This is a genomic window from Vibrio sp. OPT18 (genome assembly GCF_015163615.1).
In the GTDB taxonomy this organism is placed as follows: Bacteria; Pseudomonadota; Gammaproteobacteria; order Enterobacterales; family Vibrionaceae; genus Vibrio; species Vibrio coralliirubri.
In genome coordinates, this window is the sequence record NZ_JADDYK010000033.1 from 70782 (window position 1) to 95666 (window position 24885).

Below are 24885 nucleotides of genomic sequence, written 5' to 3' on the forward strand. Positions count from 1 at the left end.
TCTTTAACGATTTGTGGCCAGTTAAGCGTGCCTTCAGTTTCCGCATCCGGGCCATATTGAATACCGCGGATAGCCATATTCTCAGCCAGTTGAAGATCCGTCATTCGGTCGCCAATCACAACAGAGTGTTGGAAATCGACTTTACCGCCTTGTAGGTACTCTTTAACCATACCCAGTTTAGGCTTGCGGCAAGAGCAGTTGTCTTCGTCAAAGTGAGGGCAAATAAGCACATCGTCAAACTTAACGCCTTGAGATTCGAAGAACTCCATCATCATATTGTGTGGCGCATCGAAATCTTCTTGTGGGTAGCTGTCGGTACCTAGGCCATCTTGGTTAGTGACCATCACTAAGCGGTAGCCAGCGTCTTGCAAAGCAAGCAGGCTAGGAATCACTAGCGGTTCGAATTTTAGCTTGTCTAAACGGTCTACTTGAAAGTCAACTGGCGGCTCAACAATTAAGGTGCCGTCACGGTCTATAAAAAGTATTTTCTGTTGTTTACTCACTTGAACTTCCTTTTAATTTTAAATCTGGTGGCCTAGCTAAAATCAAACGCTAACCCAAAATATTGGTTTCACTTGCCAGCCTGCGATTAATAAACTCAAACTGGCAAATGTTATTACTGGTAAGCCTTTCGTTACTGATAAAAGTTACGAATGAATCCAAGTGTCTTTTCGCACTCTTCGCGGTTACCAATACTAATACGAACACAGTCTTCAATTGGTGAATTACGTAAGATGATGCCTGTATCCCAAGCCGCTTTAAATAACTCATCACCGTTCGGGAATTTAACCAGAAGGTAGTTACCCCAACCATCAAATACCGTCACTTGAGGCATGCCTAATAGACCCGCTTGCAAATACGCTCGGTTAGCACTTAAATCCAGAACTTGGAACTTAGCTCGCGCTAGTCCTTGCTCTGAGAGTGCTTGAACGGCAATGTCAGCAACAGGGATTGGCACAGGATAAGGAGCGATCACTTTCAACAGTACATCGATAAGCTCTTTATTCGCTAGCGTAAAACCACAACGTAAACCCGCTAAAGCAAAGGCCTTCGACAAGGTACGCAGAATCGCTAGGTTTGGATATTGATCAAGCAAATCAACGGTTGACGCTTCTGGACAAAAATCGATATACGCTTCATCCATGACCACAATCGCTTTGTCTTGTGTCATTTCAAGCAACTTGATGATGTCTTTGCGATCAACCAAATTACCGGTTGGGTTATTTGGGCTACAAACAAACACCACTTTTACGTTGTCGAGTTGAGCTTCGATAGCTGGAAGATCCAATTGCCATTCAGACGTCAGAGGCACAACCTTACGCTCAACACCAATCGTCTCTGCACTGATTGCGTACATACCATAAGTGGGTGGGCAGTAAAGAATAGCGTCTTCGTTCGGCTCACAGAAAGCACGAATCAGTAATTCAATACCTTCGTCAGCACCACGCGTTGTCAGAGTTTGCTCTGATTTCACGCCTGCGTATTGAGCGTAAGCGTCAATCAGTTCTTTTGGCTGGCACTCGCTGTAACGGTTAAGACGAGACAAGTTCAGGTTGTACTCGTTATCAAACGGAGATTCGTTGGCGTTCAACCATACATCTCCGCTGCCACCAATGCGTCTTGCAGACAAGTAAGGTGTCAGAGCCTGAACTTGTTTTCTTGCTAACTTTTCCATGCCCTACCCTTATTTCGCTTTATTTAACTTTTCAACTCGGATGGTCACAGCGCGTTTGTGTGCATCCAAGCCTTCGGCTTCCGCCATTGTTACTACTGTTGGCGCTAGGCCTTTCAAACCATCGGCTGTTAGCTCTTGCACCGTCATTCGCTTAGAGAAATCAGCCAAGCCTAGGCTTGAATACGTCTTGGTATAGCCGTAAGTCGGAAGAACGTGGTTTGTGCCTGATGCGTAGTCACCTGCAGATTCTGGAGACCAGTCACCCAGGAAGATTGAACCTGCATTGTCTAACAATGGCAGCAATTCACGTGGATTCTTGGTTTGAACGATCAAGTGCTCAGGGCCGTAGAAGTTCGAAATCGCAATCGCTTGAGTGAGCGATTCAGCAATGATGATTAAGCTTGAAGCCAATGCTTGCTGAGCGATATTCGCACGAGACAGCTCTTTCAGTTGCTTCTGAACCGCTTCTGTTACTTGGTCTGCAACCACCGGAGATGGTGTTACCAAGACAACCTGAGAATCCGGACCGTGTTCAGCTTGGCTTAACAAATCTGCTGCAATAAAGTCGGCATCAGCCGTTTCATCAGCAATCACCAATACTTCAGATGGGCCAGCAGGCATATCAATCGCCGCACCGCGGAAGTCATTGCTCACTTGGCGCTTCGCTTCTGTCACGTAGGCATTACCTGGGCCGAAGATCTTATCGACTTTAGCAACACTCTCGGTACCGTAAGCCATTGCAGCCACCGCTTGGCCACCACCAACGTTGTAAACCTCGTCGATCTTACAAAGCTTTGCGACATACAAGATTTCGTCAGCGATTGGCGGAGGTGAACAAAGCACAACCTTACGGCAACCTGCAATTTGAGCGGGAACACCTAACATAAGAACCGTTGACGGAAGTGGCGCGCTGCCACCTGGAATATAAAGGCCAACAGTATTAATCGCGCGAGTCACTTGCTCACACACTACGCCCGGTTGTGTCTCAACCTTAATTGGCTGCGGCTTTTGAGCTTCGTGGAACTTAGCAATGTTGCTATAAGCTTGCTCTAGCGCTTGCTTCATTTCTGGTGTTAGACGAGCACACGCCTCTTCAATTTCATTTGAACTGACTCGAATAGATTCAGGAGTTACACCATCAAACTTTGCAGTCAGCTCTTTAAGCGCGCCATCGCCTTCATTCCGTACTTTTGCAATAACATCAGAAACGGTCGCTGTGATGTTTGCACCTTCAGTAATAGCTGGACGCTCTAATACCGAGTCTTGCTGTGATTCACTTAAAGATTGCCAAACAACGGTTCTCATCGTCACTACCCCATCATTTTTTCGATTGGTAATACTAGAATCGAGCTTGCACCCAACTCTTTCAGCTGTTCCATTGTTTCCCAGAACAAGTTCTCTGTACTTACTAGGTGAACGGCAACTTTGTCTTTGTCTGTTGATAGTGGAAGAACCGTTGGATCTTCAGCACCAGGAAGTAATGCTTTGATTTGCTCTAGCTGAGATGTTGGCGCGTGAAGCATGATGTACTTCGACTCTTTCGCTTGTTGAACACCCTGCATACGAGTCAGTAGTTTTTCAATCAATGCGGTTTTATCTGCGTCGAACTCACCAACACGTTGAATCAGTGTTGCTTTAGATTGGAAGATAGCTTCTGCTTCTTTTAGGCCGTTTGCTTCTAGCGTTGCGCCTGTAGAAACTAAATCTGCGATAGCGTCTGCTAGTCCAGCGCGAGGAGCAACTTCAACCGAGCCTGTTAGCATACAAGTGCTGAATTCAACACCCTGCTCATCCATGTAGGCTTTCAGTAGTTGTGGGTAAGTTGTCGCAATACGTTTGCCCGCAAGATCTTGTGGGCCGTTGTACACTTCATCTTTGTTGATTGCGATAGAAAGGCGGCAACCACCGAAATCTAAACGACGTAGTGTGCGAAACTCTGATGGCTCTTTTAGAGCAACACGGTCTAGGCGTACTTCTTCTAGTTCATTTTCACCGATGAAACCAAGGTCAACCACACCATCCATGATAAGACCTGGGATGTCATCATCACGAACTAATAACAAGTCGATTGGCATATTTAGTGAATGAACAACTAGGCGCTCACCCATGATGTTAAATTTAACACCACATTTTTTAAGTAGGTCTTGGCACTCTTTACTTAAGCGACCTTTCTTTTGAATTGCGATTCTTAGGCGTTGTGTCTGCATTGCTGTATCCCTGTGCAAATATTTGAATTTATTGATTATTTAAAAGCGCTAAAACTAAAAAACCCTCGGAAGACCTTGTCATCCCGAGGGTTTAAATCTAAATTCTTTGACTTAACCTCCGGGAGAATTCTTGCTCCCGGGTATACGTAAATCTCCCCGAAAGACTAGATAGGGTGATGATGGTGATGAATGTTCATTACTAATTTACGCATACTTATAAGCTCTTCAGTTGTTTGCTTTCTTATCTCCACACTAACTAAGCTGAGATCCTTTTTCAACCATTTATTCGAACTTTTTTCACGAAACTTAAAATTAAATTAACAAGCACAAAAAAGGGAGGCTAATGCCTCCCTGATAGTTTACTGATTAGCTTTCAGTTTTAGCTTTTGCACGTCGCCATTTTGCAGCGAGAGAAGTAAGCCAATGCAAAACATACAGCAACAAACGTTAGAGACGCTGCGCCAAATGCGATGCCAATTGAAGATGTCATACCTAGGGTAATGAAACCAATGCACGATACGAACGCCACAGACAGCGCATATGGAAGCTGAGTCGATACGTGGTCAATGTGGTTACAACGAGCACCAGTAGAAGACAGAATCGTTGTGTCTGAGATTGGAGAACAGTGGTCACCAAATACAGCACCCGCTAGAACCGCACTTAGCATCGGCAGAATTAGCGCGATGTCAGATGCAGCAGCCATGTCACCCGCGATAGGTAGCATGATACCGAACGTACCCCAAGATGTACCTGTCGAGAAAGCCATAATGCCAGCAAGAAGGAACAAGATAACTGGTAGCCAGTGGTAATCAATGCTGCCCGTTACTAGAGACGATAGGTAAGAACCTGTTTTCATGTCGCCGATTACAGAACCGATAGTCCAAGCAAACACAAGAATTAGGATAGCGCCAAACATAGAGCTTGCACCAATCCACATCGTTCTTGCGATATCTGCCATAGACAGCTTCTGTTTGAATACAGTTGCTAGAGCAACGATTAAGCCGATAACGCCACCGTAAACAAGTGACTTACCTACATCCGTATTTTCAAACGCACCTAGAAGGTTAAATGCTTGACCATCAGCAGTAAGCGCTTGGCCACCGGTGTAAAGCATCGCAGCAACCGTCGCTACGATTAACGATACGATTGGCATAACCAGATCAGAAACTGAACCGTTTTCGCTCTCTTCGATGTCTAGCTCTTCATTTAGATCGTGAGCTTGCTTTTGATCGTTGTCGCCTTCAAAGCCACGGCCTTGAGATGCTTCGATTTCATGCTCACGCATCTTACCAACGTCTAGACCGAACCATGCCACTGCAAACACCATTAGTAGTGCGAATACAGCGTAGAAGTTCATTGGGATAAGACGAACGTATGCACCCAGTGCAGAATACTCTGTCACACCGTGTGTTACTAAGATGCCACCAATGATAGTGATGATGTAAGCACCCCAGCTAGAAGCAGGCATGATCACACACATAGGAGCAGCCGTTGAATCTAGAATATAAGCAAGCTTAGCGCGAGATACATAGAAGCGGTCTGTTACAGGACGAGAGATAGCACCAACCGCTAGGCTGTTAAAGTAGTCATCAACAAAGATGAATACACCTAAGAAGGCAGCAAGTAGTTTTGAACCACGTTTGCTCTTAACACGAGACTGCGCCCACTCCGCGAATGCGCGAGTACCGCCAGACAGTGTTAATAATGCCGTTGTCATTCCGAGAATAATTAGGAATGCAATGATGCTCATGTTCCAAGTGTTGATGCCACCATCTTCGATGAAAACACCAGATGCTTTAGTAAACACGTAACTAGCTGCGTTACCTACTGAGTAGTCAGCAAGTAGAATCGCACCCATGATGATACCGACACCCAAAGAAACCAATACACGGCGGGTAACAATAGCAAGGCTCAAAGCCACAAGGGGCGGAAGCAAAGATAAAGGTGATGTTGCAAAATCTATTAAATTCATGATCTTCAAAAACCAGTTTTTTATTTGGCTAGAGATCTACTGCAGACAAACTTGATACGGCTGACCAAGCTCATGTTGAACTAAGCGAAAGGGAAGTGAACACTTCACCCAACCCTACAGTAGCGCTCCATAGTTTAAAATTAAGACTATGGCAGTGTTGTACCTATTGAGCACAACCCCAGCAAATTGCTTAGATATACAATTTACTTCGGCAATTACACCTTTCATTCCCGTTCATTGGCATCACCCCAACGGAAGTTACTTTTTATAATTGCACCTCTACGTGCGATAACATTATTAACCGTGTAAACCAGAGTTTAACAACAAATTAACCAACACCTCGCATCAGGTAGCCGCAATTGTACTCATCAAGAGCAACAATGCAACATATCATTCCGAGAAAAATAGCTTTTTGCTAATGAACTAATCAATAAGAGAATAGTCTACATAAGTTAACTACTCCACCAGTCACATATCAGTTTTTAAGATAATCTTAATAATTATTATAAATTCGATAGAAATACGGCTCTGAATTTTCAACTATTCATCTCACTTTTATATTTAAATATGTAATAGAAGAAATACTATTTGTTTTATTCCTAGGCTCTGTTTATTATTAGGAAGATTATTTAGTTTACCTTGATGGAAAATATCATGTCTGAATTAACAAAAACTCTATTAAATATCCGCAGCCTTCGTGCGTTCTCACGTGAATTAACTCTTGAGCAACTTGAAGAAGCGCTAGACAAGCTGACTATTGTTGTACAAGAGCGTCAAGAGTCTGAAGCTGAAGAGCGTGCTGCTAAAGCAGAGCAAGAAGCTAAGCTTTCTGCTATTGCTGAACAAATTGCAAAAGACGGAATTGATGTTGCCGATCTTATTGCTGCACTTTCTGGTGAAGCAAAATCTAAAACAACAAAAGCTAAACGCGCTCCTCGCCCAGCGAAATACAAATACGTAGACGCAAACGGCGACGAGAAGACTTGGACAGGTCAAGGCCGTACGCCTTCAGCTATCCAAGAACAGCTAGATGCTGGTAAATCTCTAGAAGAGTTTGCTATCTAAACATTTAGTTTACTTAGTGTAGTAACCAATTACACGCTAAGCAATAGAATTAATATTTAAGTCGACCAAAGTATTATTTACGACTTCAATATATTCAGAAACAAAAAAGGCTCCTTTCGGAGCCTTTTTTATATTTGTACTATCAGTATTAGAAACCAACTGATACTGATAGTACTACTGATTAAAGAAAGTAACTTATCTTTCCCAGTACGCTTCTTCTAGGCTATCTTCTCTTTCAGGAAGGCCTCGAGATAAACGTGGAGAGTGTTGAACCAACACTTCATAGCTTGCACGGTTAGAATATTTACAAACTTGTGAGAACGAAGAGTACGTCAAGAATGAATGTTGGTGCTTACTTGAGTTTGGCACGTTTTCTTTGTGGTACTTATTAGCAGCCATATCATGTAATAAAGCTGATAACGCAGCATCACCTGCACCGTTAGTGTTTTTGATCTTTTCTGGACCACCCATGTATGGCGCAATGTGCGAATACACTTTAGTTGGGTTTTCACATAAATCTTTATGCGCAGGACGGCTAAATTCAAAACGGTTGAATTCAGCAATTGAACCTGGAAGTAAAGGCAGTGACGTTTCACGCTTAGCTGCATCTTCTGTATAACCAGCCATAAATAGGCCAACAGGTCCCGCAGTACATAGAACAAGGTCTACCCACTCTAACGCTTTATCTGATGCAGCCAGTGGATCGCTTTCACCCGTTAATGCTTCAGCTTCGTCTTCATTCATTGCAACAACCGTTACGTGTTGCTCAAGGAAATCTTTCCAGAATTCTGGATCATCTTGAATAACGAACTTAGTACCTAGTGTAAGCACGACTGGCACATCGTATTTCTTCGCGTATTCGATCGCTTTCATTGTTGCTTCAGGCATAGGGTCGCCTGGCTTACAACGAACTAAATAAGCGGTTAAGACTAAAGCAGAAGCACTTTTGAAGATTTTTTCAGGAATGCTTTCTGGTTTTAATTGGTTCATTTGTCCTTCGCTAATTGCGAAAGTACGTTCACCGTCTTCTGTAATTAATGCAAAGCAGCGACCAATTGCGCCATCTACCCCTTGTAAATGGTTCAGATCCATTCTGCTTGATGTATTACATAAATAGCGGTAACCGTAACTACCAATCTTAATATCTTGGCTCATTACACCTAACAGTGTAGATCGGTCATCCGCTAGCACTGAATAGTTGTGTAATGTGTTACCAATTGTGCCACCAGCGTATTCATTGGTAATCAGGCACTGTTCTTTTAATTCTTGATATAAAGATTCAGCGGCTGCGTCGCCAATAACCAGTGAATGTCCCTTGCTCAAACCATACTTCTCAATAAGTTCAGAACTCACCTTTGCTTCAATATCCACCAATGTTTGGTCAATACCGATAATATGAGTGCGTGACATTCTTTTACTGCTTTGAGCTTGGCTCACTAGAGGATCACGAGCGTGAACCGGAAAGTAGTGCTTTGATTTACGTTGTCCAGGGAATTTCATAGGGCTAGTCTAAGTCAAGGGGAAATAGGTGGCGGATTCTACCGCGCTATATTTAACGCGGCAATCTTTCAAACTATAGCAAACGTTTGCTGAAGGTTTTTTTTATTCGCCTTCCATAAAGCTTAAATCAGGCAGCATCCCCAAATGCTCTGCGTAACGTTTTTGGTTAAACTCCGCGCCGTTTTTCATAACGTCAAATACTTCAATTGCCAGTGCACATGCCATAGCCGCAATTGCCTCTTCACGAGGAGTGCCAGTCATCATTAAACGCATCAACGTCTCTTTCACTTTCACTGGTTCGCCATCTTCAAGCTGGTTCTCGATAATCTCAATCAGCTCTTCTTCTTGCATAAATTCGTTTTGTTCAGACATTTTTTTATCTCAGGTCTTGGATTTCGAGCGACTATGCCACATATACTTCTGACATCCTAGCGACTCACCTCGCTCTCATGCGATTCTCTAACAAAGTCAGCGCACTATTTGTGCAAATGAAACTGTGATTCCGGTCTCGGATCTGTCACGGCGTTTCTCTTTCTGTTAGAATCTGCGACCAAGTAATAGTAACGGTGTTTAGACATGTCAGATATCAGCTCTGGAAACAGCGAAAAGAAAGTAATTGTCGGTATGTCCGGCGGTGTAGATTCGTCAGTATCGGCGTATCTTCTTCAGCAACAAGGCTATCAGGTAGAAGGCCTTTTCATGAAAAACTGGGAAGAAGACGATAACGAAGAATACTGCACGGCAGCTGAAGATCTTGCTGATGCTCAAGCGGTATGTGACAAACTAGGTATCCACCTTCACACTATCAACTTTGCTGCAGAATACTGGGACAACGTATTCGAATACTTCCTTGAAGAGTACAAGGCAGGTCGTACACCTAACCCAGATATTCTTTGTAACAAAGAAATCAAATTCAAAGCATTCTTAGAGTTTGCGGATGAAGTGCTAGACGCAGACTACATTGCGATGGGTCACTACGTTCGTCGTACTTTCCCAACTCAAGAAGAGCTTGATGCTGGCGTAAAACCAGAAATGCTACGCGGTCTAGACAGCAACAAAGACCAAAGCTATTTCCTATACACGCTAAGCTCAGATCAAGTGGCACGCAGCCTATTCCCTGTCGGTGAATTAGAGAAGCCAGAAGTGCGACGTATTGCTGAAGAGCAAGACTTGATCACAGCGAAGAAGAAAGATTCAACAGGCATCTGCTTTATCGGTGAGCGCAAGTTCACGGAGTTCCTAGGCAAATACCTACCAGCACAGCCGGGTAACATCGAAACACCTGAAGGCCAAGTGATTGGTCAACACCAAGGTTTGATGTACCACACGCTAGGTCAGCGTAAAGGCCTTCATATTGGCGGCACTAAAGGTGGCGGCGGTAACGAAGAACCATGGTTTGTTGGTGAAAAAGATCTGAAGCGTAATGTTCTGATCGCAGTACAAGGTAAAGACCACCCTCTTTTAAAATCAGAAGGTTTGATCGCTTCTCAGCTTCACTGGGTAAATCGCACACCAATTACTGAAGTTATGACATGCACGGTAAAAACACGTTACCGTCAAACCGATATTCCTTGTACAATCATCCCAATTGATGATGAGAACATTAAGGTTATTTTTGATGAACCACAGATTGCTGTGACCCCAGGTCAATCGGCAGTGTTCTACCTAGACGACGTTTGTCTTGGTGGCGGTATCATCGAAAAGCGCATTTAATCAAATCGACGAACAACAAACGATAGAAGACAACTAGGAGTTACTACGTGGCTAATACACTTTATGACCGTACTATTGCTTTCGCCGGAATTTGCCAAGCTGTGGCTTTGGTTCAACAAGTAGCGAAAGACGGCCATTGTGATAAAGATGCCTTCGAAGCTTCACTCAATGCTATTTTAAATACCAACCCGGCGAACACCGTGGGCGTATTTGGACGTGAAGCGAACCTAAAGCTTGGCCTTGAGTGCTTAGTAAAAGGTATCGATAGTACTCCAGCTGGTAGCGATATTACGCGCTACATCATCAGCTTGATGGCTCTTGAACGTAAGCTATCTTCTCGTAATGACTCTATGTCTCAGCTTGGCGATCGCATTCAAACTGCAGAACGCCAAACTGAACATTTTGATCTGTTTGACGAGCAAATGATCAGCAACCTAGCGAGCATCTACCTTGATGTTGTGAGCCCTATTGGTCCACGTATTCAGGTATCTGGCACACCAGCAGTACTTCAACAGACATCGAGCCAGCACAAAGTTCGTGCACTCCTTTTGTCAGGAATTCGAAGCGCTGTTCTTTGGCGCCAGGTTGGTGGTAAACGCCGCCATCTTATCTTCGGTCGCAAGAAGATGATCGAGCAGGCTCAAATCCTACTAGCTCGAATGTAATTTATTAGCTCGCGCCTCGTCGCGAGCTTGTTTTTTGTATCAACACAACTCTCACGCAAACGATTGCGCAATGTGCGTGACAATTGAGATTGTTACTGGTATAAACCTCTCAAAATTTAGAAAACTCAATTCAGGAGAACACCATGGAACTGTCAGCATTGACTGCTGTTTCACCAGTAGACGGCCGTTACGGAAGTAAGACTATTGCATTACGCAGCATCTTTAGTGAGTTTGGACTACTAAAGTACCGCTCTATCGTTGAAATTCGTTGGTTACAAAAGCTTGCAGCAACTGATGCAATCAAAGAAGTACCAGCGTTCAGTGCAGAAGCTAACCAGTTTCTTGATGAACTAGCCGCTAACTTCAGCGAAGAAGATGCTCTGCGTATCAAAGAGATTGAGCGCACGACAAACCACGACGTTAAAGCGGTTGAATACTTCTTGAAAGAGAAAGTTGCTGGCGTTCCTGAGCTTCACGCAGTTAACGAATTCATTCACTTTGCATGTACTTCTGAAGACATCAACAACACATCTCACGCGCTTATGCTTAAAGAAGCTCGTGACACAGTGATTCTTCCAGAAATTCGCAACGTAATCGATGCTATCAAAGCTCTTGCGAACGAGTACCGTGATATTCCTCTTCTTTCTCGTACACACGGTCAGCCAGCTTCTCCTTCTACTATGGGTAAAGAGATGGCTAACGTTGCGTACCGTATGGAACGTCAATTCAAGCAAATCGAAAGCGTTGAGATCCTAGCGAAAATCAACGGTGCTGTAGGTAACTACAACGCTCACCTTTCTGCATACCCTGAAGTTGAATGGCACCAATTCAGCGAAGAGTTCATCACTGAATCTCTTGGCGTAACTTGGAACCCGTACACAACTCAAATCGAACCTCACGATTACATCGCTGAGCTATTCGACGCTGTTGCTCGTTTCAACACGATCCTTCTAGACTTCGACCGTGACGTTTGGGGCTACATCGCTCTTGGTCACTTCAAGCAGAAGACTATTGCTGGCGAAATCGGTTCTTCTACAATGCCGCATAAAGTTAACCCAATTGACTTCGAAAACTCTGAAGGCAACCTTGGTCTAGCTAACGCAGTATTTAGCCACCTTGCACAAAAACTTCCAGTTTCTCGCTGGCAACGTGACCTAACTGACTCTACGGTTCTTCGTAACCTAGGTGTTGGTGTTGGCTACGCAATCATTGCATACACTTCAACTCTGAAAGGTATTAGCAAGCTAGAAGTTAACCGTGAAGCGCTACTTGCTGAACTAGACAAGAACTGGGAAGTACTGGCTGAACCAGTACAAACAGTAATGCGTCGTTACGGTATCGAGAAACCATACGAGAAGCTAAAAGAGCTAACTCGTGGTAAGCGTGTAGATGGCGAAGGCATGCGTGCATTCATCGACGGTCTTGAAATCCCTGCAGACGAGAAAGTTCGCCTGAAAGAGATGACACCAGCGAACTACATCGGTCAAGCAATCGAGCTGACTGACAAGCTGTAAGATTCGAACAAACGAATAAACAAAGGCTTCCCACGTGGAAGCCTTTTTGTTGTGTAGAACAAATGTTTCGAACAGTAGTCCCTAAGTAAAACAACCGTCGTCAATCTAGCCTGACTTCTTCCAACTAGCCTCCCCCATTCAAATACTGCAAACCGCATTAGACAGACATCCGTTCCTTTTCTTAAGCAGCAAGTACAAAAAAGGCCTCCCGAAGGAAGCCTTTAGAATACACATTGCCGCTTAACGACAGCAGCTTGTATTAGAGATTACATGTTACGTAGAGAAGCAATACGCTTATCTAGCGGCGGGTGGCTCATTAGAAGCTCAGTTAGAGACTTCTTACCGTTGATACCAAACGCCATCATAGAACCTTCTAGTTGTGGCTCGTGGCTCACCTTTAGACGCTCTAGCGCTGCAATCATCTTCTCTTTACCTACCAAGTGCGCTGCACCTGCATCAGCATGGAACTCACGATGGCGGCTGTACCACATGGTAATGAAGCTCGCTAGGAAACCAAATACCAGTTCCAGCACCATAGATACACCGAAGTACACCATCATGTTGCTGCCACCCTCTTCTTCGTTGTCATTCGACGCAACAATGTTGGCGATGAAACGAGACAGGAAGATAACGAACGTGTTCACAACACCTTGCATTAGAGTCATGGTCACCATGTCACCATTCGCGATGTGGCTAACTTCGTGAGCTAATACCGCTTCAGCTTCGTCACGCGTCATACTGTGCAGAAGACCCGTTGATACTGCGACCAATGAATCATCACGCTTAGCGCCAGTTGCAAATGCGTTGATGTCTGGCGAATCGTAGATCGCCACTGTTGGCATACCAATACCAACTTGTTGAGATTGACGGCTTACCGTCTCCATCAACCAATGTTCTGTTTCGTTACGTGGGCTTTCAATGACCATGCCGCCTACAGAGCGTAGCGCCATTTTCTTCGACATCATTAATGAAATGAATGAGCCGCCAAAACCAAATACCGCAGCCATCACCAATAAGCCTGAGAGGCTACCGGGTTGCATACCTGTAACTGCGTATACAATATTAAGAACAACACTTAGTACCAATACAACCGCTAGGTTGGTTGCAAGGAACAACATTACTCGCTTCATTACTTATCTCCGCATGAAAGCTGTTTTTATAAAACTTATTGTTATAGACAAGGCAGACAGCAATAGATTCCAACCTTGAGACTTATACTTACTTATACATATAGTCTTAGATTAAGAAAACAAGGTTAAGCATTAAATTGCAACATTTGATTACGAGACCATATCCGAATTAAATCCACTCTATTAGACCTAAGTCGTATGGTGTCGATATAACAATCCGTTTACAGTGACTTCAGATGATTTATTGGCTAGTCCATGTACAAAAAGGGAAGGATCATGGTTGAAGGTACTAACACTCAAATGGCTATCGATTTACTGTGCTGTCACCTAGGGATTACTGAAGAAGAAGCGAAAAAGCAGATTGGAATCCTAACACCGCAAACGGCACAGACAAAAATCACAGAAACTCAGCAAGCTTTAATGGGACTGACGAAAGAACATTAATTCTAAGCTTGTTTATTAAAAGATCGGTTGTTTATCAACTCAAGGTCTAAAGGCTTAAAATAGCAAAAGGGCTGCAATCGCAGCCCTTTTCTTATTTAGTACATAGCGTGATAATTAAAGCGCAAGCAAAGGCTGCACATCAATGTACTTGCCAATGTTCTTAGACTTCGCTTTTGGTACGTAAGGGATTTCACCTAATTTTGGCGCACCTAGCTTATCTTCAAGCATCGCAATAATATCTGCGTAGTGCTCAGTACCTGGATTGATACGGTTTGCGACCCAGCCTACTAGGTTTAGGCCGTCAGCACGAATCGCTTCTGCCGTTAATAGAGCGTGGCTCAAACAACCAAGTTTAATACCCACAGTAAGTACTACTGGCAGCTGCTCTTTTTTAACCCAGCTAGACAGATATTCATCATCTGAAACCGGTACACGCCAACCACCAGCACCTTCAACTAACACGATGTCAGAGTTTTGCTTATGCTCTTTCAGCTTTGCAGATAATACGGCTTCATCAATCACCACACCGTCATGCTTCGCAGCGATGTGAGGCGATGACGGTAACAATAGTGCATACGGGTTTACGTCTTCGTAAGCAATATCTTGCGTCGCCGCTTCTTGAAGATGCAGAGCATCACTATTACGTAAACCTTCAGGGTATTTCTCACACCCTGCAGCAACTGGCTTATAACCAATTGTCGATAAATCTTGTGCGGCCAAAGCTTGAAGAATCGCTTTTGAAACCACAGTTTTTCCCACTTCGGTATCCGTACCTGCAATAAATAATGCATCAATCATAATTGAATAACCCCTAAACAAACTTGATATGTTGCTGGCAAGAAACCTTGATGGTTTTTAAACTCTCGATATTCCCGTTCAACAAGCTGCAACATGCTGCGACTTGTTAAACCCTGTGAGCGACCACTTACGTGATTAGCGCCGATGCCTTTAAGGTCGCGCATCAGTTCAAACGCAGTGTCGTACCAAACGGTGATGGTGGGCAAGTCTAGTTGATGAACCGTACAGCTAGATTGCGCTAACGCAATTTTTACCTGATTGATTGTAATAAAATGGTTAACGTGTTGATGTGCGTCAATTTTGGACCATGACTTTTTCAACTCAAACAGTGACCCATCAAGCAAAGTTGAGAAAATAACACGCCCACCAACCGCTGTAACACGCTTCATCTCTCTCAAAGGCGACGACAAGTCGTCACACCATTGCAACGCAAGGCTAGAGAAAACGATGTCAAAACACCCATCTTCAAACGGCAATTGTTCGGCATCGGCTTGTTTATATAAAGAGACAGATGCACCACACCGCTTCTCTGCTGTTGCTAACATTCCAACAGAAAGATCAGCGCAAACCACTTCGGCGCCTCGTTTTACAAGTTGCTCTGAGAAATAGCCGGTACCACAACCTAGATCCAGCACCTTAAAGCCTGATAGATCGCAGGGTAATTTATCCAATAATCGGTGGCCAACATCTCGCTGAAATTCAGCGTGTTTGTCATAGGTTGTTGCCGCTTTACCAAAGGCTTCAGCAATCGCACTCTTATCTTGGCCAACGTAATTATGCACTACTGCTTCTTGTGACATTTACTGAGCCTCTTTATTTGATTCAAAGCTTGGATGGATACCCGATTTAATGCCTGAGTCGATGTTTCGTTCAATGGCTTGATGCAACGACCTGGTTAACTGGAGAATCTGTTCATGGCTATGGTTAGCCGTTAACGTGATTCGTAACCGAGCGGTTCCTCCAGGAACGGTTGGCGGCCTTATTGCGGTCACCCAAACTTGATTTTTCTTTAACTCTTCAGCGATAGATAATGCCGCCTGAGCTTCACCTATCACAAATGGCTTAATCGGAGTCTGAGTATCCACAAAGCCTTTCAAGCCTCTCATCTGCTCTGCATAGAGAGCCCCTAATTCGATCAGCTTTTCTCGGCGCCATTCTTGAGTTTGAATCATCTGACAGGCATGAGACAAAGCTACCACTTGTGAGGGTGGCATTGCCGTAGAGTAAACATGATGACGAGCAAACTGAGTTAGATAGTCACCGACTTCTGACGAACACAAAACAGCAGCACCAGATAGGCCAAATGCTTTACCAAAAGTGACGACTAGAATATCGGGTGAGATTTGTGCCGCACTGCAACTCCCAGCCCCTTTATCACCTAATACGCCAATACCGTGGGCATCATCAACCGCCAACCAACTGTCGTATTGATGGGTCAGGTTAGATATCTGACTGAGAGGCGCTTGGTCGCCATCCATGCTAAACACACCTTCTGTCACGACTAACGATTGCGAAGAGCGGCTCAATAGCGACTCTAAATGTTGCGTGTCATTGTGCTTAAAGCGTTTCATGGTTGCAGGAGAAAGCATCCCCGCTTCCATCAAAGAGGCGTGGTTAAGTTTGTCTTGTAACAGAGAGTCGTCTTTTTCGAGCAGAGAAAACAACAAGGCTTGGTTAGCACTGAAACCAGAACTAAAGAGAATGGCGCGTTCAAAGCCAAGCCATTCACACAGCTGAGTCTCTAAATTTCGATGAGCAGGACTAAAACCCGTGACCAATGGCGATGCCGCACTGCCAGCACCATACTGAGAAAGCCCCGCTTGCCACGCCTCCACCAATTCAGGGGCGTTCGCCAAACCTAGGTAATCATTACTCGAAAAATTAATAAAGCGAGAGCCTTCGCAAGTAAGCAAAGAGCCATTACTGTTTTCGAGTACCTTGAGTTGACGAGTTAGCCCCTGTTCACGGCGTTGAACAAGGGCATCTTTGATACGGGATTTAAACAGTGGCATCGTAGAACATGTCATCTTTCGTTGGACGAGCAGCAACGCGCTCCACCACTTGATCTAACAGTTCGTTTTCTTGAATTTCATCAGGCTTCTGAGCCACTTGTTGGCTGTTGATACCTAACTTCTTAAACAGCTGCATGTCCGTGTCTTCATCTGGGTTTGGCGTAGTCAGTAGCTTACAACCGTAGAAGATAGAGTTCGCGCCAGCCATGAAGCACATCGCCTGCATCTGTTCATTCATATTCTCGCGACCTGCAGATAGACGAACCGCAGACATTGGCATCATGATACGAGCAATCGCAATTAACTTAATGAAGTCAAAAGATTCAACATCATCGACGTTTTCCATCGGTGTGCCTTTCACTTTTACGAGCATATTGATCGGCACACTCTCAGGGTGCACAGGAAGGTTCGCTAGCTCTACCAGCAAACCTGCACGGTCATTGGTACTTTCGCCCATACCAATAATGCCACCAGAACAGATCTTCATACCGGCATCGCGCACGTGAGATAACGTATCTAAACGATCTTGGTATGTACGAGTGGTGATGATGCTGCCGTAAAACTCAGGAGACGTATCAAGGTTATGGTTGTAGTAATCCAAACCTGCATCCGCTAGCTCGCCGGCTTGATCTGGCGTTAACATACCTAGTGTCATACACGTTTCTAGACCCATACCTTTCACACCTTTGATCATATCAGTCAGGTGAGGCATATCGCGTTCTTTCGGGTTTTTCCACGCCGCGCCCATACAGAAACGAGTCGAGCCTGCGTTCTTGGCTTTTTGCGCCGCATCCAAAACACGCTCTACTTCCATTAGGCGTTCTTTGTCGACATCCGTTCGGTAGTGAGCACTTTGAGGACAGTACTTACAATCTTCAGGACAAGCACCGGTCTTAATCGATAGAAGCGTACTCACCTGCACGTGGTTGTGCTCTTGGTATTGTCTATGAACCACTTGAGCTTCAAACATTAAATCCATAAACGGTTTTTCAAGCAGCGCTGTTACTTCAGCAACTGTCCAGTCATGACGAACTTCCACGTGTCGATCCTTTTTTTATTATTTGATGTTTCATCTCGATCAATAGAGATTGCATTTATGCTTGGCTAGTCTACCGACAAGCTTTAGACTGTCAACACATTGATAATATCAAAAGTTTACATCTGGTTATTTTTTAATCACACCAAGAATGGAAGTTACTATGGATCTCGCCTTTGATCGCCAGCATATCTGGCATCCCTACACATCAACGTTAACACCTCTGACCTGCTACCCAGTCACCAACGCAGACGGTGTTTACCTAGAATTAGAAGGCGGGAAACGAATTATTGATGGTATGTCATCTTGGTGGTCAACCATCCACGGCTACAATCACCCTGAGCTAAATGCTGCAGCTCACAGCCAAATCGATAAGGTTTCACACGTTATGTTTGGTGGCATCACCCACCAACCCGCTATCGATTTATGTAAGAAGCTTTTGAATCTCGCGCCAAGTAATCTTGAGCATGTATTTTTGGCCGATTCAGGTTCAGTAGCCGTAGAAGTTAGCCTCAAGATGGCACTGCAATATTGGCACGCTAAAGGACAACCTCGTTCAAAATTCCTCACACTAAGAGATGGCTATCACGGTGATACCTTTGCGGCGATGTCAGTGACCGACCCTGACAACTCGATGCACAACCTCTACAAAGGCTTTTTACCGGAACATATTTTCGCTGATTCGCCAAAAACAGGCTTTTGGGATGAGTGGAACTCAAGTGACATCGATAGCTTTCGAGAAAAGCTGGCAGCACACCATCAAGAAGTCGCAGCCGTGATCTTAGAGCCAATCGTGCAAGGTGCTGGCGGTATGCGCATCTACCACCCTGAGTTCCTAAAACAAGTGCGCTTACTGTGTGATGAGTTCAACGTATTGCTGATCTTGGATGAGATTGCGACCGGATTTGGCCGCACAGGGAAACTGTTCGCTTGCGAGCATGCCGATGTTCAACCGGACATCTTATGCGTAGGCAAGGCTTTAACTGGTGGCTATATGACATTGTCAGCGACGCTTGCGAGTAAAGAAGTTGCTGACACGGTATGTGGCGGTGAAGCGGGCTGCTTTATGCACGGGCCAACCTTTATGGGCAACCCATTGGCTTGCGCAGTCGGTGCGGCAAGTTTATCCATCATCGAGCAAGGTCATTGGAAAAATCAGACTCAGCAGATTGAACAGCTTTTCTCTGAGATGCTACCACCGTTGCGAGAGCATGATATTGTCAAAGACGTTCGCTGGTTGGGCGCGATTGGCGTCGTTGAAACCCACACACCTGTCGATATGGAAACCATCCAAGCTCACTTTGTAGAGCAAGGCGTTTGGATCCGTCCGTTTGGTAAGCTAATTTATATGATGCCTCCATTTATCAGCGAACCTACGCATATCGAGCAACTGGTCTCTGCAATTGATAAAGCTCTGCAACAATCTGCTTGCTTCAAGTCAAATTGATATAAACAAAGCTAAATAGAAATTCCGAAAACTTATAAGTATATAAGCTGATACGCCGCCTTTAGAGTACTAAAGGTGGCTTACTCACAAGGCAAATAATCAGACAGTCAATAAAAACATCTCAATCTGATATTTTATCTATGATTCCACACTGAAGAATCTCACAAATAAATTTAATCCTCTCCATAAAAACAATTAGCAAAAGAGTGTTACCTATCGGGTCAATAGCCGCTTAAAATACAAGCCATTTTTTTGTCGGATATTATGATGTGCTTCCTCATTCGATTTCATTCTAGAATCAAATCAGCTAATTTAATTCGACTGTACTTAGATAATAAATATTAACGAAAGCTTGTATCAACTTGGTAGAAACAGAGCTTTTCTGTTTTGTCGATCGAGCAAGACAGCAAAGCAACCCGTAATCGCTGCGGAATTCACGTCAGTAAATAATTTAAAGTAAACATGAAATTAAACCAACTCAATGTACTTATCGTTGACGACTCATCGATCGTGCTATCAACCATCCGCAATATGTTGATTCATATCGGCTTTTCAGAGCGAATGATTTCAATTGCTAAATCCCCTCGCATCGCTATGACGATAACAAGCGAGACGACTTTTGATGTGATTATCTGTGACTACAACTTTGGTAACACCATCAATGGCAAGCAGCTGTTTGAAGAGCTTAAACAATCGAATAGATTGAAAGACGATGGAATATTTATTCTGGTTACAGGTGAGAATTCCGCTTTATCAATCCGCCCTATTTTAGAGCTTCGACCAGATAATTATTTATTAAAACCATTCAATCGTGAGACCTTAAAACAACGTATTACAAGCTCTTTAAAAAAGAAGCTGGTGCTACAAAAAATCTATAAGGCCGAACGAGAAAATGACTATGAAGCCGGACTTGAGTTCTGCGAAGAGCTGATCGCCTTTCATCCTGAATATTTTACGACCATCCAGCAATTTCGCGGAAGCTTTTTGTCAAAGCTTAAGCTTTACGAAGAAGCAAAGAACGTATATGAGAAGGCGCTTGATGAAGGCAGTTTTGATTGGGCTCAAGCGGGTCTAGCAAACAGCCTTGCGAATTTAGGTCAGATCAATGAAGCACAACAAATGATCGAAAGCTTGATTGATTCGGCACCCACCAGCACCTTGTATCGCGACCAAGCAGCTCAAGTGAACCTTATCAGTAATAAAGTTCCTGCTGCGATTGCCCATTTTAAATTGGCAAGTGAACTCACACCGGGTAACTCAGAAAGGGAACTGGCAATCGCAAATCTGTGTCTCTCCGTGAATGATACCAAGACGGCGTTGGTTCACTATCAGAACTATGTGCAGATCAATAGAGATACCTTTCGAGATAACCTCTATATGAAGCTCAACCATATTCGATTTTTGCTCTATTGCGCATCTGGTGAGAGCAATAATAAAGCAACACTCGATCAAGTAAACTATCTGATTTCGAAAATCCCTACAGAGGCAAGAGCAGGTCTTCAAACGGATTTAGCACTCATTGCAGCACACATAGCAATGGAATCAAAACAGTACCAAAAAGCGGTGACTATTTTGACTGCACTGCATGACAGAAATAGCTTTAATGCATTCCCGGTTATCTATCACCACACCTGGTTGTTAGACAGAATGAGTTGTGAGAATGAGTTTAAAGTCGCAGAGAGCCGCTGTGGCATGATGATCATCCAAACGGCGAACGAAACCGTTGTTTCTAGCCAAATGACCATGTGCAGTGAGATGAAACGCCGTAACGCAGAAAAGATGGAATGGCTCAAACAGAGCAACGTCAGCATTAAGCAGGCTTCGTCGGATTATAAACAGATACTGGTCGCTTATTTAGAGATTCACAAGCGATGCCCGATGATCAAAAACGTATGCATGAACATCGTCAAACTGCTCTCTGTTATTTGGCCTGACGCAATGGGTGCGAAACAGGTTTCAACGATTATTCAAAAATGTGATGGTGTGGTCACTCAACTTTATACGCTTGATGAACTGACCAAAAACAATTATCAAAATTACTATCGAAAGGCGTTATTAGCTTGTAAGCAAGCAGACGAAGCAACCAAAGCGAGCTTCTCTTTTATGTAGCTTCTCTTTATACAGCTTCTACTTGGGTAAGCTTCAGATACGAAAAAGGCTTTGCCATTACAGCAAAGCCTTTTAAATATTTTGGCAAGTCAGATTAATCTAAATTTGATTTACCTAAATTGGCATTAACCGATGTGCGTTACGCCGCCCATGTATGGCTGAAGTACTGCTGGGATTGCAATACGGCCATCAGCTTCTTGGTTGTTCTCAAGGATAGCAACCATAGTACGACCAACAGCAAGACCAGAACCGTTTAGTGTGTGTACAAGTTCAGGTTTTTTCTCGCCTTTACGACGGAAACGAGCTTGCATACGACGCGCTTGGAAATCCCACATGTTTGAACAAGAAGAAATCTCACGGTAAGTCTCTTGTGCTGGAACCCATACTTCTAAGTCGTAAGTTTTCGCAGAACCGAAGCCCATGTCACCTGTACATAGAATCACTTTACGGTAAGGAAGCTCTAGAAGTTGAAGTACTTTCTCAGCGTGGCCAGTTAGCTCTTCAAGCGCTGCCATTGAGTCTTCTGGCTTAGTGATTTGTACTAATTCAACTTTGTCGAATTGGTGCATACGGATAAGACCACGAGTGTCACGACCGTAAGAACCCGCTTCAGAACGGAAACATGGCGTGTGAGCTGTCATCTTAAGTGGCAGTTCAGCTTCATCAGTAATCGTGTCACGAACCATGTTCGTTACCGGTACTTCCGCAGTAGGGATAAGTGATAGAGTCTTAAGAGGTACGTCACTTACTTGCTCAGTTAGCGGGCTTGTGTGGAACAAGTCTTCGCCGAACTTAGGAAGTTGACCAGTACCGTAAAGGCTATCGTGGTTCACTAGGTACGGTACGTACATTTCTGTGTAGCCGTGCTCATCAGTGTGAAGGTCCAGCATGAACTGAGCAATAGCACGGTGTAGGCGTGCAAACTTGCCTTTCATCACGATGAAACGAGAACCAGAGATTTTAACTGCGCTAGCAAAATCAAGACCGCCAGACATTTCGCCAAGATCGACGTGATCTTTCACTTCAAAGTCGTAAGTCTTAGGTTGACCCCAACGAGAAACTTCTACGTTGTCATCTTCGTCTTTACCATCTGGCACTTCTGCATCAGGTAGGTTAGGAATAGACATTGTGATCGTTTCTAGCTCAGATTGAAGGTCAGCCAATGCTACTTTAGCTTGGTCTAGTTCTGCGCCTAAGTTGCCTACTTCAGCAAGGATACGCTCAGCTTCTTCATGGTCGCCTTTTGCTTTCGCTTGACCAATGGACTTCGATCGAGAGTTACGTAACGCTTGTAGCTCTTCAGTTTTCATCTGAAGGGACTTACGTTTTTCTTCAAGTTCACGAATTGTCTCTACATCAAGGGTGAAGCCTCGACGTGCTAATTTTGCCGCTGTTTCATCCAGCTCAGCTCGAAGTAATTTAGAATCCAGCATTGCTAATCCTATGCTTTAGTTATTTGAATATTCAGTAGTTTGCTACTGAATCACTGCTAAACCCCTAAAACTGGTGCTATTTCGACCAATTTATAACGATTTAATTGAAATTTTATGACTAGGTAACGATATCCAAAAAAGACTACTTTTCATAGCGTTTTTGTGGGCTTTTTGCGTCCAAATCCGCCAGATAATCTAGCTTCTCGCCAATTTTGGTCTCTAAGCCTCGTTTTGTTGGGAAATAGTATTGCTTCTCTCCCATTTCAGGAGGCAGATACTTTTCACCCGCCGCGTAGGCTCCTGGTTCGTCATGAGCATAACGGTATTCTTGCCCGTAGCCCATGTCCTTCATCAAAGTTGTCGGTGCATTTCGCAAATGATGAGGGACTTCATATTCAGGAAGATTGTGAGCATCTGTTAGAGCTTGCTTCCACGCGGTGTAAACGGCGTTACTCTTTGGTGCACACGCAAGATAAACAACCGCCTGCGCAATCGCACGCTCCCCTTCGGCTGGGCCAATGCGAGTGAAGCAATCCCACGCCGACATCGCAACCTGCATTGCTCTTGGGTCAGCGTTGCCAATATCTTCAGAAGCAATCGCCAGCAAGCGTCTAACGATATACAAAGGATCACAACCCGCAGCAATCATTCGTGCTGACCAGTACAAGGCCGCATCAGGGTTTGAGCCACGAATTGACTTATGAACCGCGGAGATTAGGTCGTACCAAATATCACCCTTGTTATCGAAACGAGCGACTTTCTCACCAGCCACTTCAGCCAACAACTGCAAGGTTATCGCTTTCTCGCCTTTATCGTTATCTTCTGCCATGTCATACAGCAGTTCAAGGTAGTTAAGCGACATACGTGCGTCACCGTTAACCAATTCTGCAAGGCGATCTAAAACATTATCAGCAAAATCAGCAGGCACATCACCTAACCCGCGTTGCTTGTCTTCAATCGCTTGGCGAATAACGAGAGAAATATCATCTGTATTCAGGGACGTCAGTTTATAGACACGCGCACGTGACAACAAAGCGTTGTTCAATTCAAAAGAGGGGTTTTCTGTCGTCGCACCAATAAAGGTCACGGTGCCATCTTCGATATGAGGCAGAAAAGCATCTTGCTGACTTTTGTTAAAGCGATGGACTTCGTCCACAAACAGGATAGTTCTGCGCCCTGCTTGCTTGTTCTCACGCGCTTTATCAATCGCAATACGGATGTCTTTTACGCCCGAAGTTACCGCCGATACACGTTCTACTTCAGCATTGGCATAGTTTGCTGCCACTTCCGCTAACGTCGTTTTACCGGTGCCCGGAGGCCCCCACAAAATCATCGAGTGGATATGGCCCGCTTCCAATGCTCTGCGAAGTGGTTTACCTGGGCCTAATATATGCTGCTGGCCGATGTACTGTTCGACAGTTTCCGGTCTCATACGAGCAGCAAGGGGACGAAAATCTTCGTCCCCCGCAAAATCTAAGCTGTAATTACTCAATTGCAATCTCTTGATTCGTTGATGGCATTGATGCCTATCGACGTACTACCAAACGATCTGCTTTTTAGATCAGTTTCTTTGGTCGTCGACCTCGACACCTTCCGGTGCCACAAAAGTAAAGCGGTCTGCTGCAGGTTTACCCAAGTCAACATTGATAAAGGTAAACTCACCTTTTTGACCATCTTGTTCAATCACATTAAAGCCCTGAACAATGCCCTTTTCGGTGATATTAATCTGGAAGTCGCCCTGATTAGAATCGACAGCAGTTGGCGTTAGCGTAAATTGGTTACCCGCTTGCGCCACATTATAGTTATCCCAATCACTTTCTTGGTTACGTGTAAGCAGGACAAAAGGTGTTTGTGATGTCGCTTGCTCTTGCCAGTAAATGCTCACTTGCTCAATGAACGGGCTGTAGTACCACAAGCTTTGGCCGTCAGATACCAACAAGTTTTCATCAGGAAACGTGGTCTCCCAGCGGAACAAGCTTGGGCGTGCAATCTCTACCGTGCCCTCACCTTCCATAACAACATCACCATCAGGGCTGGTCACGACTTGTTTAAAGTCAGCGCTGAAGCCTGCGTTTAATGCCAAACGGCTACTCAACTCTTCTTTCGGAGAAGCAAACACTGAGAAGCTCATAAATAAAAGTGCGAATACTTTTTTCATCAATAAT

21 protein-coding genes, 1 pseudogene, 1 riboswitch and 1 other annotated feature are annotated in these 24885 nt (G+C 44.3%); of the genes and pseudogenes, 7 read left to right on the plus strand and 15 right to left on the minus strand.

The features are described from left to right. The 5 genes and pseudogenes from hisB to IQQ51_RS06905 form a co-directional block, all read right to left on the minus strand. A pseudogene (gene hisB / locus IQQ51_RS26780) lies at positions 1 to 503 on the minus strand (histidinol-phosphatase); the annotation flags it as partial. A 131-nt stretch (positions 504 to 634) separates the two neighbouring features. Then, on the minus strand, positions 635 to 1675 hold the full coding sequence (gene hisC, locus IQQ51_RS06890; RefSeq protein ID WP_193840663.1) for a histidinol-phosphate transaminase: 1041 nt from the start codon (positions 1673 to 1675) through the stop codon (positions 635 to 637). 9 nt (positions 1676 to 1684) lie between these two features. Next, positions 1685 to 2986: a histidinol dehydrogenase gene (gene hisD / locus IQQ51_RS06895; protein ID WP_059019210.1), complete on the minus strand. Its 1302-nt coding sequence runs from the start codon at positions 2984 to 2986 to the stop codon at positions 1685 to 1687. Continuing rightward, the gene (gene hisG / locus IQQ51_RS06900; protein ID WP_048617711.1) at positions 2986 to 3882 is read right to left on the minus strand and encodes an ATP phosphoribosyltransferase; all 897 of its coding nucleotides are present in this window, start codon (positions 3880 to 3882) and stop codon (positions 2986 to 2988) included. Before hisG ends, hisD begins: the two co-directional genes overlap by 1 nt. A gap of 53 nt (positions 3883 to 3935) precedes the next feature. Then, positions 3936 to 4071, minus strand: a sequence feature (His leader region). A 190-nt stretch (positions 4072 to 4261) separates the two neighbouring features. After that, the gene (locus tag IQQ51_RS06905) at positions 4262 to 5854 is read right to left on the minus strand and encodes a Na+/H+ antiporter NhaC family protein (protein ID WP_048609390.1); all 1593 of its coding nucleotides are present in this window, start codon (positions 5852 to 5854) and stop codon (positions 4262 to 4264) included. Between the two features lie 112 nt (positions 5855 to 5966). Next, positions 5967 to 6144: riboswitch (Lysine riboswitch) on the minus strand. A gap of 364 nt (positions 6145 to 6508) precedes the next feature. Between IQQ51_RS06905 and IQQ51_RS06910 the strand changes: the two genes are divergently transcribed. After that, complete coding sequence (locus IQQ51_RS06910) at positions 6509 to 6919, plus strand: H-NS family nucleoid-associated regulatory protein (RefSeq protein WP_017060262.1); 411 nt, start codon at positions 6509 to 6511, stop codon at positions 6917 to 6919. Positions 6920 to 7114: 195 nt separating this feature from the next. Here IQQ51_RS06910 and IQQ51_RS06915 read toward each other — a convergent pair whose 3' ends face one another. Next, positions 7115 to 8419, minus strand: coding sequence for an inosine/guanosine kinase (locus tag IQQ51_RS06915; RefSeq protein ID WP_017065317.1), 1305 nt, complete (start codon positions 8417 to 8419; stop codon positions 7115 to 7117). A gap of 102 nt (positions 8420 to 8521) precedes the next feature. Then, positions 8522 to 8791 carry a hypothetical protein gene (locus IQQ51_RS06920; RefSeq protein ID WP_010439986.1) on the minus strand — a complete coding sequence of 90 codons (270 nt, stop codon included), beginning with the start codon at positions 8789 to 8791 and terminating at the stop codon, positions 8522 to 8524. Positions 8792 to 8995: 204 nt separating this feature from the next. Here IQQ51_RS06920 and mnmA point away from each other — a divergent pair, with 204 nt between their 5' ends. The 3 genes from mnmA (at position 8996) to purB (ending at position 12311) form a co-directional block, all read left to right on the plus strand. Further along, complete coding sequence (gene mnmA / locus IQQ51_RS06925; RefSeq protein WP_048609389.1) at positions 8996 to 10132, plus strand: tRNA 2-thiouridine(34) synthase MnmA; 1137 nt, start codon at positions 8996 to 8998, stop codon at positions 10130 to 10132. A gap of 47 nt (positions 10133 to 10179) precedes the next feature. Then, positions 10180 to 10797 carry a high frequency lysogenization protein HflD gene (gene hflD / locus IQQ51_RS06930; RefSeq protein ID WP_019822494.1) on the plus strand — a complete coding sequence of 206 codons (618 nt, stop codon included), beginning with the start codon at positions 10180 to 10182 and terminating at the stop codon, positions 10795 to 10797. A 143-nt stretch (positions 10798 to 10940) separates the two neighbouring features. Then, a complete protein-coding gene (gene purB, locus IQQ51_RS06935) occupies positions 10941 to 12311 on the plus strand; it encodes an adenylosuccinate lyase (protein ID WP_019822492.1) in 1371 nt (456 codons plus the stop codon). 266 nt (positions 12312 to 12577) lie between these two features. Here the strand turns inward: purB and htpX are convergent, their stop codons facing one another. Then, a complete protein-coding gene (gene htpX / locus IQQ51_RS06940; protein ID WP_048617716.1) occupies positions 12578 to 13441 on the minus strand; it encodes a protease HtpX in 864 nt (287 codons plus the stop codon). Between the two features lie 276 nt (positions 13442 to 13717). Here htpX and IQQ51_RS06945 point away from each other — a divergent pair, with 276 nt between their 5' ends. Continuing rightward, positions 13718 to 13885: a hypothetical protein gene (locus IQQ51_RS06945; protein ID WP_017078977.1), complete on the plus strand. Its 168-nt coding sequence runs from the start codon at positions 13718 to 13720 to the stop codon at positions 13883 to 13885. Positions 13886 to 13999: 114 nt separating this feature from the next. On the opposite strand, the gene bioD is transcribed toward IQQ51_RS06945, so the two are convergent. From bioD to bioB, 4 genes are read right to left on the minus strand one after another with little or no spacing between them, the layout of a single operon-like run. Beyond that, positions 14000 to 14683, minus strand: a complete 684-nt coding sequence (gene bioD, locus IQQ51_RS06950; protein ID WP_193840664.1) for a dethiobiotin synthase — start codon at positions 14681 to 14683, stop codon at positions 14000 to 14002. Beyond that, positions 14680 to 15483 carry a malonyl-ACP O-methyltransferase BioC gene (bioC, locus tag IQQ51_RS06955; RefSeq protein ID WP_193840665.1) on the minus strand — a complete coding sequence of 268 codons (804 nt, stop codon included), beginning with the start codon at positions 15481 to 15483 and terminating at the stop codon, positions 14680 to 14682. The genes bioD and bioC overlap by 4 nt, the downstream gene beginning before the upstream one ends. Beyond that, the gene (gene bioF, locus IQQ51_RS06960) at positions 15484 to 16695 is read right to left on the minus strand and encodes an 8-amino-7-oxononanoate synthase (protein ID WP_193840666.1); all 1212 of its coding nucleotides are present in this window, start codon (positions 16693 to 16695) and stop codon (positions 15484 to 15486) included. After that, a complete protein-coding gene (gene bioB / locus IQQ51_RS06965) occupies positions 16682 to 17734 on the minus strand; it encodes a biotin synthase BioB (RefSeq protein WP_016792500.1) in 1053 nt (350 codons plus the stop codon). Before bioB ends, bioF begins: the two co-directional genes overlap by 14 nt. A gap of 160 nt (positions 17735 to 17894) precedes the next feature. Between bioB and bioA the strand changes: the two genes are divergently transcribed. Then, a complete protein-coding gene (gene bioA, locus IQQ51_RS06970; protein ID WP_193840667.1) occupies positions 17895 to 19178 on the plus strand; it encodes an adenosylmethionine--8-amino-7-oxononanoate transaminase in 1284 nt (427 codons plus the stop codon). Positions 19179 to 19640: 462 nt separating this feature from the next. Beyond that, the gene (locus tag IQQ51_RS06975; RefSeq protein WP_193840668.1) at positions 19641 to 21287 is read left to right on the plus strand and encodes a response regulator; all 1647 of its coding nucleotides are present in this window, start codon (positions 19641 to 19643) and stop codon (positions 21285 to 21287) included. 125 nt (positions 21288 to 21412) lie between these two features. On the opposite strand, the gene serS is transcribed toward IQQ51_RS06975, so the two are convergent. The 3 genes from serS to lolA form a co-directional block, all read right to left on the minus strand. Continuing rightward, positions 21413 to 22720, minus strand: coding sequence for a serine--tRNA ligase (serS, locus tag IQQ51_RS06980; RefSeq protein ID WP_010439959.1), 1308 nt, complete (start codon positions 22718 to 22720; stop codon positions 21413 to 21415). A gap of 142 nt (positions 22721 to 22862) precedes the next feature. Further along, positions 22863 to 24218 (minus strand): replication-associated recombination protein A, encoded by a 1356-nt coding sequence (locus IQQ51_RS06985; protein WP_228012716.1) that lies wholly within the window; start codon positions 24216 to 24218, stop codon positions 22863 to 22865. A 63-nt stretch (positions 24219 to 24281) separates the two neighbouring features. Then, positions 24282 to 24878 carry an outer membrane lipoprotein chaperone LolA gene (gene lolA, locus IQQ51_RS06990; protein WP_193840670.1) on the minus strand — a complete coding sequence of 199 codons (597 nt, stop codon included), beginning with the start codon at positions 24876 to 24878 and terminating at the stop codon, positions 24282 to 24284. Between the last annotated feature and the right edge of the window lie 7 nt (positions 24879 to 24885).

Coding starts and splice junctions, on each gene's coding strand:
- hisC (WP_193840663.1), bottom strand. CDS start 1,675: ATGGAAAAGTTAGCAAGAAAACAAGTTCAGGCTCTGACACCTTACTTG.
- hisG (WP_048617711.1), bottom strand. CDS start 3,882: ATGCAGACACAACGCCTAAGAATCGCAATTCAAAAGAAAGGTCGCTTA.
- IQQ51_RS06905 (WP_048609390.1), bottom strand. CDS start 5,854: ATGAATTTAATAGATTTTGCAACATCACCTTTATCTTTGCTTCCGCCC.
- IQQ51_RS06910 (WP_017060262.1), top strand. CDS start 6,509: ATGTCTGAATTAACAAAAACTCTATTAAATATCCGCAGCCTTCGTGCG.
- IQQ51_RS06915 (WP_017065317.1), bottom strand. CDS start 8,419: ATGAAATTCCCTGGACAACGTAAATCAAAGCACTACTTTCCGGTTCAC.
- IQQ51_RS06920 (WP_010439986.1), bottom strand. CDS start 8,791: ATGTCTGAACAAAACGAATTTATGCAAGAAGAAGAGCTGATTGAGATT.
- mnmA (WP_048609389.1), top strand. CDS start 8,996: ATGTCAGATATCAGCTCTGGAAACAGCGAAAAGAAAGTAATTGTCGGT.
- purB (WP_019822492.1), top strand. CDS start 10,941: ATGGAACTGTCAGCATTGACTGCTGTTTCACCAGTAGACGGCCGTTAC.
- htpX (WP_048617716.1), bottom strand. CDS start 13,441: ATGAAGCGAGTAATGTTGTTCCTTGCAACCAACCTAGCGGTTGTATTG.
- IQQ51_RS06945 (WP_017078977.1), top strand. CDS start 13,718: ATGGTTGAAGGTACTAACACTCAAATGGCTATCGATTTACTGTGCTGT.
- bioD (WP_193840664.1), bottom strand. CDS start 14,683: ATGATTGATGCATTATTTATTGCAGGTACGGATACCGAAGTGGGAAAA.
- bioC (WP_193840665.1), bottom strand. CDS start 15,483: ATGTCACAAGAAGCAGTAGTGCATAATTACGTTGGCCAAGATAAGAGT.
- bioF (WP_193840666.1), bottom strand. CDS start 16,695: ATGCCACTGTTTAAATCCCGTATCAAAGATGCCCTTGTTCAACGCCGT.
- bioA (WP_193840667.1), top strand. CDS start 17,895: ATGGATCTCGCCTTTGATCGCCAGCATATCTGGCATCCCTACACATCA.
- IQQ51_RS06975 (WP_193840668.1), top strand. CDS start 19,641: ATGAAATTAAACCAACTCAATGTACTTATCGTTGACGACTCATCGATC.
- serS (WP_010439959.1), bottom strand. CDS start 22,720: ATGCTGGATTCTAAATTACTTCGAGCTGAGCTGGATGAAACAGCGGCA.
- lolA (WP_193840670.1), bottom strand. CDS start 24,878: ATGAAAAAAGTATTCGCACTTTTATTTATGAGCTTCTCAGTGTTTGCT.